General features: G+C 59.6%; 10 protein-coding genes. 8 read left to right on the top strand and 2 right to left on the bottom strand.

Annotation, left to right across the window (positions count from 1 at the left end; translation table 11 throughout):
• Window positions 1–66 precede the first annotated feature (66 nt).
• The 6 genes from ACP7D9_RS11390 to flgE all read left to right on the top strand — a co-directional run bounded on the left by ACP7D9_RS11390 (window position 67) and on the right by flgE (window position 5,117).
• The gene (locus ACP7D9_RS11390; protein ID WP_101156048.1) at window positions 67–999 is read left to right on the top strand and encodes a chemotaxis protein CheV; all 933 of its coding nucleotides are present in this window, start codon (window positions 67–69) and stop codon (window positions 997–999) included.
• Between the two features lie 46 nt (window positions 1,000–1,045).
• On the top strand, window positions 1,046–1,873 hold the full coding sequence (cheR, locus tag ACP7D9_RS11385; RefSeq protein ID WP_016773612.1) for a protein-glutamate O-methyltransferase CheR: 828 nt from the start codon (window positions 1,046–1,048) through the stop codon (window positions 1,871–1,873).
• Window positions 1,874–2,149: 276 nt separating this feature from the next.
• The gene (gene flgB / locus ACP7D9_RS11380; RefSeq protein ID WP_101156050.1) at window positions 2,150–2,560 is read left to right on the top strand and encodes a flagellar basal body rod protein FlgB; all 411 of its coding nucleotides are present in this window, start codon (window positions 2,150–2,152) and stop codon (window positions 2,558–2,560) included.
• Window positions 2,561–2,563: 3 nt separating this feature from the next.
• Window positions 2,564–3,007, top strand: a complete 444-nt coding sequence (gene flgC, locus ACP7D9_RS11375; RefSeq protein WP_186552329.1) for a flagellar basal body rod protein FlgC — start codon at window positions 2,564–2,566, stop codon at window positions 3,005–3,007.
• A gap of 15 nt (window positions 3,008–3,022) precedes the next feature.
• Window positions 3,023–3,751, top strand: coding sequence for a flagellar hook assembly protein FlgD (gene flgD, locus ACP7D9_RS11370; RefSeq protein WP_426157468.1), 729 nt, complete (start codon window positions 3,023–3,025; stop codon window positions 3,749–3,751).
• 31 nt (window positions 3,752–3,782) lie between these two features.
• A complete protein-coding gene (gene flgE, locus ACP7D9_RS11365; RefSeq protein WP_101156055.1) occupies window positions 3,783–5,117 on the top strand; it encodes a flagellar hook protein FlgE in 1,335 nt (444 codons plus the stop codon).
• An 863-nt stretch (window positions 5,118–5,980) separates the two neighbouring features.
• On the opposite strand, the gene ACP7D9_RS11360 is transcribed toward flgE, so the two are convergent.
• Window positions 5,981–8,875, bottom strand: a complete 2,895-nt coding sequence (locus ACP7D9_RS11360; RefSeq protein WP_101156057.1) for a ribonucleoside-diphosphate reductase subunit alpha — start codon at window positions 8,873–8,875, stop codon at window positions 5,981–5,983.
• 850 nt (window positions 8,876–9,725) lie between these two features.
• Between ACP7D9_RS11360 and ACP7D9_RS11355 the strand changes: the two genes are divergently transcribed.
• Both ACP7D9_RS11355 and ACP7D9_RS11350 read left to right on the top strand, forming a co-directional pair.
• Window positions 9,726–10,448, top strand: a complete 723-nt coding sequence (locus ACP7D9_RS11355) for a response regulator (RefSeq protein ID WP_101156059.1) — start codon at window positions 9,726–9,728, stop codon at window positions 10,446–10,448.
• Window positions 10,445–12,055, top strand: a complete 1,611-nt coding sequence (locus ACP7D9_RS11350; RefSeq protein ID WP_426157465.1) for an ATP-binding protein — start codon at window positions 10,445–10,447, stop codon at window positions 12,053–12,055. Before ACP7D9_RS11355 ends, ACP7D9_RS11350 begins: the two co-directional genes overlap by 4 nt.
• Window positions 12,056–12,130: 75 nt before the next feature.
• Here the strand turns inward: ACP7D9_RS11350 and ACP7D9_RS11345 are convergent, their stop codons facing one another.
• On the bottom strand, window positions 12,131–12,856 hold the full coding sequence (locus ACP7D9_RS11345; RefSeq protein ID WP_426157463.1) for a 4'-phosphopantetheinyl transferase family protein: 726 nt from the start codon (window positions 12,854–12,856) through the stop codon (window positions 12,131–12,133).
• Window positions 12,857–12,915 lie beyond the last annotated feature (59 nt).

The following is a 12,915-nucleotide window of genomic DNA, read 5'->3' as shown; positions in this document are numbered from 1 at the left end:
GCGCCGTGCCGTTTAGCAATGAATGTGCGTCGCAACAACACTTGGCGTTGGTGTAGGAGTCTGGGCATGGCTGGTGTAATGGATTCGGTGAACCAGCGCACGCAACTGGTAGGGCAGAATCGCCTCGAGCTGCTGTTGTTCCGTCTCGACGGGCCGCAGCTCTACGGGATCAACGTGTTCAAGGTACGGGAAGTGTTGCAATGCCCGTCACTGACATTGATGCCCAAGTCCAGTCCTGTCGTGTGCGGGGTGGCGAATATACGGGGAGCGACCATTCCGATCCTGGATCTGGCAATGGCAACGGGCTCCGGTGCGTTGAAAGACAAGAAGAACCCGTTCGTGATCATCACGGAGTACAACACCAAGACCCAGGGTTTCCTGGTCCGCTCGGTGGAGCGCATCGTCAACATGAACTGGGAGGAGATCCATCCGCCGCCCAAGGGTACCGGTCGCGATCACTACCTGACCGCGGTGACTCGGGTCGACAACCAGCTGGTCGAAATCATCGACGTCGAGAAGGTGCTGGCCGAAGTGGCACCGACGCCGGAAGCGATCTCGGTGGGCGTGGTCGATGTCGAAACGCAGACCAAGGCGTTGTCGCTGCGGGTGCTGACGGTCGATGACTCGTCGGTGGCGCGCAAGCAGGTCACGCGTTGTCTGCAGACCATCGGAGTCGAGGTGGTGGCGCTGAACGACGGCAAGCAGGCGCTGGATTACCTGCGCAAGCTGGTCGACGAGGGCAAGAAGCCGGAAGAAGAGTTCCTGATGATGATTTCCGACATCGAGATGCCGGAGATGGACGGGTACACCCTGACGGCGGAAATCCGCGGCGACGCACGCATGCAAAAGCTCCATATCATCCTGCATACTTCGTTGTCGGGGGTATTCAATCAGGCGATGGTGAAGAAAGTCGGCGCTGATGACTTTCTGGCCAAATTCCGTCCTGATGACCTCGCATCCCGGGTAGTCGACCGGATCAAAGCAGCAGATATCAGCTAGGGGCCTTCTGCTCCTGGTGTTCAACACGATTTAAGAGGCGGCACCATTGTCTACGGGTAATTTGGATTTCGAACAGTTCCGGGTCTTCCTGGAAAAGGCCTGTGGCATTTTGCTCGGTGAAAACAAGCAGTATCTGGTCTCCAGCCGTCTCAACAAACTGATGGAGCAGCAAGGCATCAAGTCGCTGGGTGAGCTGGTGCAGCGCATCCAGACCCAGCCGCGCAGCGGTTTGCGCGAGCAGGTGGTCGATGCCATGACGACCAACGAAACCCTGTGGTTTCGCGACACCTATCCGTTTGAAGTCTTGAAGAACAAGGTACTGCCGGAAGCGATCAAGGCCAGTCCCAACCAGCGCTTGCGCATCTGGTCGGCGGCCTGCTCGTCGGGGCAGGAACCGTATTCGCTGTCGATGTCGATCGACGAGTTCGAGCGCAGCAACCTTGGTCAGTTGAAGATGGGCGTGCAAATCGTTGCCACCGATCTGTCGGGCCTGATGCTCAACAACTGCAAGACCGGCGAGTACGACAGCCTGGCAATCGGTCGCGGCCTGTCGCCGGAACGCCTGCAACGCTATTTCGACCCGAAAGGGCCGGGTCGCTGGGTGGTCAAGGCGCCGATCAAGAGCCGGGTGGAGTTCCGCTCGTTCAACCTGCTCGACAGCTACGCAGCGCTGGGCAAGTTCGACATCGTGTTCTGCCGCAACGTGCTGATCTACTTCTCTGCCGAAGTGAAGAAGGACATCCTGTTGCGCATTCACAGCACGTTAAAGCCGGGCGGGTATCTGTTCCTCGGTGCTTCCGAAGCGCTGAACGGTTTGCCGGATCATTACCAGATGGTTCAGTGCAGCCCGGGGATTATCTACAAGGCGAAATAACCGGTTCGCGGCAATACAAAAAACGGGTGGCCCTCAAAGGCCTCCCGTTTTTTTTTGCCTGACACCGCACCCCGAGCCTTCGGCAGCTCCTACAGGTTCGGTGTTGGCAGGCGACAGCGGCAGAAAAGCGGCATACGGCGGAAACCGGTTGCCGCTTTTCTGGCATTGCCGCTTTGCCTGTTTGGCGCAAAGCCCCGGAATACGGGACTTTGCCCATTTGGCACGGCGCTTGCTAAAGCTCAGTTACGAAAAACCGGTCACCTGAAGGTTCCCGACATGAGCATCAGCTTCGACAAAGCGCTGGGCATTCACGAAAAGGCATTGGGCTTCCGCGCCCAGCGTGCCGAAGTGCTGGCCAACAACATCGCCAACGCCGACACCCCGAACTACAAGGCGCGGGATCTGGAATTCTCCAAAGTGCTCGAAGCACAGACCGAGAAGACCAGGACCGGCGGCCACTTTGCCCTGAACATGACCAACAGCCGTCACATCGAAGCTGAAGGGCTGGGCAATGGCGACGAGTCGCTGATGTATCGCACGCCGATGCAGCCTTCGATCGACCAGAACACCGTTGACGCTCAACTGGAACAGTCGAACTACGCGGAAAACGCCGTCGGCTTCCAGGCCAGCTTCACCTTGCTCAACAGCAAATTCAAAGGGCTGGTGTCAGCCCTGCGCGGAGAATAATCCATGTCCCTGTCCAGCGTTTTCAACATTGCCGGCAGCGGCATGAGCGCGCAGACCACGCGTCTGAATACCGTCGCCTCGAACATCGCCAACGCCGAAACCGTTTCCTCGAGCATCGACCAGACCTACCGCGCCCGCCACCCGGTGTTTGCCACCATGTTCCAGGGCGGCCAGGCCGGCGGCAGCAACTCGCTGTTCCAGAACCAGGACGCGGCCGGTCAGGGTGTTCAGGTGTTGGGCGTGGTCGAGGATGACAGCAACCTCGAAGCGCGCTACGAGCCGAACCATCCGGCCGCCGACGCCAAGGGCTACGTCTACTACCCGAACGTCAACGTGGTGGAAGAAATGGCTGACATGATTTCCGCGAGCCGCTCGTTCCAGACCAACGCCGAAATGATGAACACCGCCAAAACCATGATGCAGAAGGTACTGACCCTCGGTCAGTAATAAGGGGCGACTGCCATGAGCGTTACGGATACCACCAGCAGCCTGAGCATGAACGACATCCTGGCCAACTCGTCGAAGAAGGCCAGCGGCACCACCTCCGGCGGCATCGCTTCGGCGACCGACAGTGCCACCGGCGGCCAGGCGTTGGGCAAGGATGCTTTCCTGCAATTGCTGGTCACCCAGCTGAAAAACCAGAACCCGCTCGACCCGCAGGACAACAGCGCTTTCGTTGCGCAACTGGCGCAGTTCAGCAGCCTGGAAGGCATCACCACGCTGAACTCCACGGTCAGTGGCCTTGCCGGCAACTACAACTCGTCGCAGGCGCTGCAAGCGTCGTCGCTGGTTGGTCGCAACGTGATCGTGCAGACCAACACCGCCCAGCTCGACGACCCGAGCAAAGGCCTGACCGGTTCGGTCACCGTGCCTTCGACGATTGCCGCCGGCACCGTGACCATTACCGACAAGGACGGCAAGACCGTGCGCACCATCGACCTGGGCAGCCGCGCTGCCGGCGATGCCAGCTTCACCTGGGACGGCAAGGACACCGCCGGCACCGTGGTGCCGGTCGGCACTTACACGTTCAAGGCCAATGCACCGATCAACGGCACCGCAACTGACCTGGCGACCTACCTGCCAGCGACCGTCAACAGCGTGACGATCAGCCAGACCGGTGGCGAGCTGATGCTCAACCTGGCCGGCAAGGGCACCGTTGCCCTGTCCAAAGTACAAACCATTGGTATATAGAGCCGACTAACCCGGCACGAAGGAGTGGAACATGTCTTTTAACATCGGCCTTAGCGGTCTCTATGCCGCCAACAAGCAACTCGACGTGACTGGCAACAACATCGCCAACGTCGCCACCGCCGGTTTCAAATCCTCGCGCGCAGAATTCGAAGACGTGTATTCGTCGACTCGTCTGGGCAGCGGCAGCAAAGTCATCGGCAACGGCGTGCGCCTGGCCAACGTGTCCCAGCAGTTCACTCAGGGTGACATCAACAACACCGGTAACGTGTTGGACATGGGTATCAACGGTTCCGGTTTCTTCACCATGAGCAACAACGGCTCGATCTCGTACACCCGTGCCGGTACCTTCAAGGTCGACAACGCCGGTTACATCACCAACACCAACTACACCTCGCGTCTGCAGGGTTACGGTGTGGATGCCAACGGCAAGATCCTCAACGGTGTGTTGACTGACCTTAAGATCGACACGTCGAACCTGGCGCCGAAGTCGTCCTCTTCGGTGACCTCGAGCATCAACTTGAATTCGTCGGCGCCAGTGATCGTCGACACCGGTACCGGCGCCGTCAAGTTCGATCCGTCGAAGCCTGAGACTTATACCAAGTCGTTCAGCACACCGATCTATGACACTCAGGGCAACTCCCACGTCATGGACCAGTACATGGTCAAGAGTGGCGAAAACACCTGGAAGGTTTACACCCTGGTTGATGGCCGTAATCCGGACGCTACCGGCAGCAACCCGGTGACCACTGCGCCGGTTGCTTCGACGCTGTCGTTTGACAGTTCCGGCAAGCTGGTTCAGGTAAGCACGCCTGACCCGGCGGATCCCGCCAACCCGATCATCAGCAGCGATCTGAAACTGACCAACTGGGTGCCGGGCACAGTGACCGATGGCGATTTCACGCCTAACGGCGCGGCAGCCAACCCGAATGGCGTGACCATTTCGATGGCCAAGACCACTCAGTACAACGCGGATACTTCGCGGACAATTCCGACTCAGGATGGTTACGCCACTGGCCAGATCACCAACCTGACCATCGACGGCACCGGTACCCTTTTCGCCAACTTCAGCAACAACCAGAGCAAGGCGATCGGTCAGGTTGCGCTGGCCAGTTTTACCAACGAACAGGGTCTGCAGGCTGTTGGCGGTACCAGTTGGAAAGAGACTTTCGCTTCGGGTATTCCGGGTTACGACGCGCCGAAGACCGGTACGTTGGGTGAGGTGGTGTCCAACTCGCTGGAAGAGTCGAACGTTAACCTGACCAACGAGCTGGTTGATCTGATCAAGGGCCAGAGCAACTATCAGGCGAACGCCAAGACCATTTCGACGCAAAGCACGATTATGCAGACCATTATTCAGATGACCTGATTCGGGTTTCTGACTGGTTTTTTGGGCCCCTCGGTTTTGAGGGGCTTTTTTTTTGGCCGTGGGGGCCTTTGGGCCGACCAGGTTCTTGGGGTTTTGGGGGTATATCCGTTTTTGCGGGTGTTGCGGCTGGCGGTTCCGCTCTTACAGCGGGTCACTTTTGCAGGCGCCCAAAAGTAACCAAAACGCTTTGCTCCTGCGTTCGGCCCTCGCAGGCTCGGGTTCCTTCGCTGCGGGATCGATCCGGGCGCAGCGGCTACGGTTTGCTTCGCTGCACCTACTTCCGCTGTGTCTGGCTGCGCCAGACGGTCGCTGCGCTCCCACGCCCGGATCAATCCCTCCACTCAGCCTTCCGACGTCGCCGGTGGATCAAGATCAAAAGCCTTCCTCGAGCTTGCGCTCATTGTTGAGTGGGGCGGCTTCGCCGCGGGCAACTGCGCTGCTTTGCTTTTGCTTTTGCTTTTGTGGGAGCGAGCCTGCTCGCGATAGCGGTCTGGCGGCCAACCAATTTCACCCAGATACCCACGATCCAACTGTAGGAGCCGCCGAAGGCTCGGGCCGCGATCGGACGATCTATTGATCTGGCTTTTGCTTTGCTTCGGCTCTTGATCTTTCGCCCCTTCGGCGGGCTTCGTTACGGGATCGATCCGGGGGTGGTAGCGCAGCGACCGTACGACCAGGTCTCTGAAAAGGTGACTCGCTGTAAGAGCGAAACCATAAGAAGCCGTTACCGCAGCAACGGATATTCACCCAAACCCAAGCCCAAACCCCAAAAAAACAAAACCCCCGACAAACCAGAAGTCTGTCGGGGGTTTTCTTTTTTCTCGAGATATCAGGCGTCTCGCAACGCCTGATCTCAGCTCAGCTTATTGGCAAGCTTCGCAATCCGGCTCGTCAATCGCGCAGGCCTTTGGCACTGGCGCCGGACCTGCCGGAGCGGCCAGGACCGAATCGTCGCCGTGGTTGCCGCCGCTGGAAACAGCGTTCAGTTTACCGGTGTTGATGGTCGACTTCTCGGTGCTGGTCGCGGCCAGGGCACGGAGGTAATAAGTGGTTTTCAGACCACGGTACCAGGCCATGCGGTAGGTCACGTCGAGCTTCTTGCCCGATGCGCCGGCGATGTACAGGTTCAGCGACTGGGCCTGGTCGATCCACTTCTGACGACGGCTGGCGGCGTCAACGATCCACTTGGTGTCCACTTCGAACGCGGTCGCGTAGAGCTCTTTGAGTTCCTGCGGGATACGCTCGATCTGCTGCACCGAACCGTCGTAGTACTTCAGGTCGTTGATCATGACCGAGTCCCACAGACCGCGAGCCTTCAGGTCGCGAACCAGGTACGGGTTGATCACGGTGAATTCGCCCGACAGGTTCGATTTCACGTACAGGTTCTGGTAGGTCGGTTCGATCGACTGCGAAACGCCAGTGATGTTGGCGATGGTCGCGGTCGGTGCGATGGCCATGATGTTCGAGTTACGGATGCCTTTCTGCACACGGGCGCGAACCGGTGCCCAGTCGAGGGTTTCCTTCAGGTCGACGTCAATGTACTTCTCGCCACGCTGTTCGATCAGGATCTGTTGCGAATCCAGCGGCAGGATGCCCTTGGACCACAGCGAACCGTTGAACGTCTCGTAGGCGCCGCGCTCGTCGGCCAGGTCGCAGGAAGCCTGGATTGCGTAGTAGCTGACCGCTTCCATCGACTTGTCGGCGAACTCGACGGCAGCGTCGGAGCCGTAGGCGATGTGCTGCAGGTACAAGGCGTCCTGGAAGCCCATAATGCCCAGACCGACCGGACGGTGGCGGAAGTTGGAGTTCTTCGCTTGCGGCACCGAGTAGTAGTTGATGTCGATCACGTTATCGAGCATGCGCACGGCGGTGTTGACGGTGCGTTGCAGCTTGGCGGTATCGAGCTTGCCGTCAACGATGTGGTTCGGCAGGTTGATCGAGCCCAGGTTGCAAACGGCGATTTCGTCCTTGTTGGTGTTCAAGGTGATCTCTGTGCACAGGTTCGAGCTGTGGACCACGCCGACGTGCTGCTGCGGGCTGCGCAGGTTGCACGGGTCCTTGAAGGTCAACCATGGGTGGCCGGTTTCGAACAGCATGGAGAGCATCTTGCGCCACAGGTCTTTGGCCTGGATGGTCTTGAACAGCTTGACCTTGCCCGGGTACTCGGTCAGCGCTTCGTAGTACTCGTAACGCTCTTCGAAGGCTTTACCGGTCAGGTCGTGCAGGTCCGGTACTTCGGATGGCGAGAACAGGGTCCACTTGCCGTCATCGAAGACGCGCTTCATGAACAGGTCAGGGATCCAGTTGGCGGTGTTCATGTCGTGGGTACGACGACGATCGTCACCGGTGTTCTTGCGCAGCTCGATGAACTCTTCGATGTCCATGTGCCAGGTTTCCAGGTAGGCACACACAGCGCCTTTGCGCTTGCCACCCTGGTTCACGGCCACAGCGGTGTCGTTGACCACTTTGAGGAACGGCACGACGCCTTGCGACTTGCCGTTGGTGCCCTTGATGTACGAGCCCAGTGCACGCACCGGCGTCCAGTCGTTGCCCAGACCACCGGCAAATTTCGACAGCATGGCGTTGTCGTGGATCGCGTGATAGATGCCCGACAGGTCATCCGGCACGGTGGTCAGGTAGCAGCTCGACAGCTGTGGACGCAGGGTACCGGCGTTGAACAGGGTCGGGGTCGAAGCCATGTAGTCGAACGAGGACAGCAGGTTGTAGAACTCGATCGCACGGTCTTCTTTCTGCTTCTCTTCGATCGCAAGGCCCATGGCCACGCGCATGAAGAAGATCTGCGGCAGTTCGAAGCGCACGCCATCCTTGTGGATGAAGTAACGGTCGTACAGGGTTTGCAGGCCCAGGTAGGTAAATTGCTGATCACGCTCGTGGTTGATCGCCTTGCCCAGTTTTTCCAGGTCGAAGGTAGCCAGCACAGGGTTCAGCAGTTCGAACTCGATACCTTTGGCGATGTAGGCCGGCAGGGCCTTGGCGTAAAGGTCGGCCATTTCGTGATGGGTGGCGCTTTCGGCGACTTCGAGGAAGTTCAGGCCTTCGGCACGCAGGGTGTCCATCAGCAGGCGGGCGGTGACGAACGAGTAGTTCGGCTCGCGCTCGACCAGGGTACGGGCGGTCATTACCAGGGCGGTGTTGACGTCGGTCAGGGCCACGCCGTCGTACAGGTTCTTCAGGGTTTCGCGCTGGATCAGGTCGCCGTCGACTTCTTCCAGGCCTTCGCAGGCTTCGGTAACGATGGTGTTCAGGCGGCCCATGTCCAGCGGCGCGAGGCTGCCGTCGGCGCGGGTGATGCGGATCGACGGGTGCGCGTTGACGGCTGCTTCGGCAGGAGCGTGCGCTGCGCGCTCTTTCGAACGGCCGTCACGGTAGATCACGTAGTCACGCGCGACTTTCTGCTCGCCGGCACGCATCAGGGCCAGTTCGACCTGGTCCTGGATCTCTTCGATGTGGATGGTGCCGCCCGATGGCATGCGACGCTTGAAGGTCGCGGTGACCTGCTCGGTCAGGCGCGCAACGGTGTCATGGATTCGCGACGAAGCGGCAGCGGTGCCGCCCTCAACTGCGAGGAACGCTTTGGTGATAGCGACGGTGATCTTGTCGTCAGTGTAAGGAACGACAGTGCCATTACGCTTGATCACGCGCAGCTGGCCAGGCGCGGTGGCTGCCAGATCCGAATTCGAATCGGCGGCCTGCGGCAAGGTGCCCTGCGGGTTCTCGCGAGTTGTGTCGGTTTGCATGGGGGGTGGTCTCCACATTCTCTATGTTTGTTTGGCACCGTCATGGTGCTCACCGTTCTGTACCGAAGCACTGCAACCGACGGGCGTCGGCATTACAAACTTCGGAACAGTAGGAAAAAGGCTGCAACGCCGCATCCTTGCCGAAGTTTTGGTCGCAAGCACAAGCTCGCTACCGGATTCCCTCGCGGGTGACAGTCATGACTGCAACACCCATACCGTTTTGTCCGTTTCGGACCAAATAAAACGGTGCCATCCGCCAGTGCGGTTTGGGCTTGAAAAAACTCGCTTGTTCAACCGGAAACCCGCCATAAAGCGCTTGAGTTTCAGGTCTGAAATGTGGTTGGGCGTTTTAGCCGAAAACCCTATATGTAGGGTCTGCGTTTTCGCCGTGCTACAAGATAATGCGTTTCAGGGGACGATTGCAACGTACTACCTGTGGATAAGCCTGTGCGTAATTTGTGTAAGAAACATGGAAAACGCGTGTAGGCCGCGAACCTGCTGAGCCAGACCGTTTGTCACTGTTTTTTCGCCCGGAAAAACGCTTCAGCGGTTTTTTAAGGGCGCGAACCCTACCACAGAATTTCGTCTTGTCCGAACGCATTTACCGACTTGTTTTCCGGGTGAGCGGCGTTTATACAATCGCTGGCTGCAGGGGCATATTTATCCTCCCGAAACATGACAGATGATCGGGAGAATCCGTGCAGGAGCTGCCGAAGGGCTGCGATCTTTTGATTGTGATTTTTCAAGATCAAAAGATCGCAGCCTCGTTTCACTCGTCAGCTCCTGCAGGGGCCGCGTTCATTCAGCGAAACCTTTACATATCAATAAAAACAGCAAGCAGAGGTCACCGGTGGAGCAACAAAACTGGCAGGTATTGATCGTCGAGGATGACCAGCGACTCGCCGAGCTCACCCGCGATTATCTGCAAGCCAATGGTCTGCGTGTGGAGATCGAAGGCAACGGTGCGCTGGCAGCGGCGCGGATCATCAGGGAGCAACCGGATCTGGTGATCCTCGACCTGATGTTGCCCGGCGAAGATGGCCTGAGCATTTGCCGCAAGGTGCGCAGCCAGTACGACGGGCCGATCCTGATGCTCACCGCGCGTACCGACGACGCCGACCAGATTCACGGCCTCGACCTCGGTGCCGACGACTACGTGTGCAAACCGGTACGCCCGCGCTTGTTGCTCGCGCGGATTCAGGCGTTGCTGCGACGCAGTGACACACCGGAACCGGTCGCGGAAAAATCCCGTCGCCTGCAATTCGGTCCGCTGGTGGTCGACAACGCCTTGCGTGAAGCCTGGCTGAGCGACAACGGCATCGAGCTGACCAGCGCCGAGTTCGACCTGCTCTGGCTGCTGGTGTCCAATGCCGGGCGGATTCTCTCGCGCGAAGAGATCTTCACCGCATTGCGCGGCATCGGCTACGACGGCCAGGACCGCTCGATTGATGTACGCATCTCACGCATCCGCCCGAAAATCGGCGACGACCCCGATCATCCGCGCCTGATCAAGACCATCCGCAGCAAAGGCTATTTGTTCGTCCCTGAGGCCTGCGCAGATCTGGCGCTGTGAATTCGATCTTCCTGCGCATCTACGGCGGCATGTGCGCCGCGCTGATTCTGGTGGCGGTGCTCGGCGTGCTGGCGCTGAACCTGCTCAATCAGGTGCGCAGCGAGCAATACCGCGAACGCTTGGCGCATGGCACTTTCTCGCTGATGGCCGACAACCTGCAGCCGATGAACCAGACCGAGCGCCATCGTTCGCTGTTGGGGTGGGAGCGGCTGCTCGGTATTCCGCTGACGCTGAAGAAGTTCTCTGAAACCGACCTCGATCTGGCCCAGCGCACCCGTGTGCTGCGCGGTCAGGCGCTGGTCGAACAGACTGGGCCACACGCGGCCAAGGTCTATCGGCTGATCAGCGAAAAAGAACAGATGATGCTCGTCGGTGAGGTGCAGCAGATCAGCGAGCAACTGGCTCGGGCAACTATTTACCTGCTCGCCGATGAACTGGTGCGGGTGCCGGTCGGCGAACAGCCCAAACGTCTGGCGCAGATAAAGCAGGAGAAAGGCTTCGGCTTCGACTTGCGTCTGGTTACGGTGAATGACGCCGACATGGACGAGGACCAGAGTCGCCGCGTGGCCGAAGGTGACACGGTGATGGCGTTGGGCAAGGGCGGCGATTCGATTCGCGTATTTGCCGGCATGGTCGGCACGCCGTGGGTGTTGGAAATCGGGCCGCTGTATCAGATGAATCCATACCCGCCGGAATGGCTGGTGCTGATTGCCGCGCTGGGTCTGACCCTGATCGGTCTCATCGTTTATCTGTTGGTGCGTCAGCTTGAGCGGCGTTTGCGCGGCCTCGAAGCGGCCGCTACGCGCATCGCCAAGGGCAGTCTGGAAACTCGTGTGCCGGCGCGTGGCGCCGACTCGGTCGGGCGTTTGGCGGCCGCATTCAATGGCATGGCCGAGCACTTGCAGCAACTGCTGGCCATCCAGCGCGAACTGGTACGGGCGGTGTCCCATGAACTGCGTACGCCAGTGGCGCGGCTGCGCTTCGGTCTGGAGATGATCGGCACGGCGACCACCCCGCAGGCGTTGGAAAAATACCGCGAAGGCATGGATCACGACATTGAAGACCTCGATAAGCTCGTCGACGAAATGCTCACCTACGCACGACTGGAGCAGGGCTCGCCAGCGCTGACTTTTCAACGGATAGACCTGGATGCGCTGGTCAATCAGGTAATCGAAGAATTGGCGCCGCTACGCGCCCAGGTCACGGTGCAGCGCGGTTTGTGTCTGTCATCGGCCGACAACGACGGCGCCTGGGTCGAGGCCGAGCCGCGCTATCTGCATCGGGCGTTGCAGAATCTGGTGGGCAACGCGATGCGTCATGCGCATTCCCGGGTGACCGTCAGTTATCAGGTCGGCCAGTTGCGCTGTCGGATCGACGTCGAGGATGACGGGCCGGGAGTGCCTGAGGTGGCGTGGGAGCGGATTTTCACGCCGTTCCTGCGCCTCGACGACAGCCGCACGCGCGCCTCGGGCGGGCACGGTTTGGGGCTGTCGATTGTGCGGCGGATCATCCACTGGCATGACGGCCGGGCGATCATTGGCAAGAGCAAAAGCCTGGGCGGGGCGTGTTTCAGCCTGAGTTGGCCGAGGAATCAGGAGCGCCGCTGAGTCTTAAGGTAGTCGTGATGCTGCCTTCGCGAGCAAGCTCGCTCGCGAAGAGGGCATGGCAGGCAGTGCAAATCCTCAGGCCTGAATGCTGACCAGACTCAACAACTGCCCATCCTGCACGCCGAACTGCGCTTCCAGCTCCGAACCATTGCGCCATTCGCTGGATAAATCCGTCAACAACCGCAGTTTCACCCGACCTGCCTCAGTCCACTCCAGCACCTCGGCATGCTCGAAATAAAAGCGCTGCTGCACGATCGGGTACAGCGCCTTGAACAGACTCTCTTTGACTGAAAAGGTCAAAGTCACCAGCAATGCCAGTTGATCCTGCGACCCTGCCGCCATGCGCTGCAGTTCCGCCGGCGTGAGAATTTCCCCGGACAGACGTTCGGCGCGCTCGTGGCTCAACAGGTTTTCCAGATCCATGCCCAAGCCGCGCCAATGCTGTTTGCTGGCGACAATTGCTGCGGCGCGGCCGGTGCTGTGGGTGATCGAGCCGCAGACATGCGCCGGCCACACTGGCGCGCGGTCCTCGCCGATCGGCGGGATGAAGCTGACGCCTTCGAGTTGTTGCAGCGCGGCACGGGCGCAGACGCGCCCGGCGAGAAATTCGGCCTGACGCTTGGCCACCGAGCGCTGGATGCTCGGCGGCGCCGGCACAGCGCTGCGCTGGAAGTCATCGGCAAGCAACTGCGCCGGATCGAACTGGGTGCTGAGCAGGACGGTATCGGCCAATACCGTCGGCAATGGCCAGTGGCTCTCGAGCGCGGTGCAGCAGGCGGGCAGGGCGGGGATGGTATGCATGGCGGGCATTTTGCCGATTAGTCGGGGCGAGGTCGAGATGATCGTTCCCACGCCGAGCG

Origin of the sequence: Pseudomonas sp. TSRC2-2 (assembly GCF_049897785.1) — a bacterium.
GTDB lineage: Bacteria > Pseudomonadota > Gammaproteobacteria > Pseudomonadales > Pseudomonadaceae > Aquipseudomonas.
This window is presented reverse-complemented; position numbering and strand designations above follow the sequence as displayed.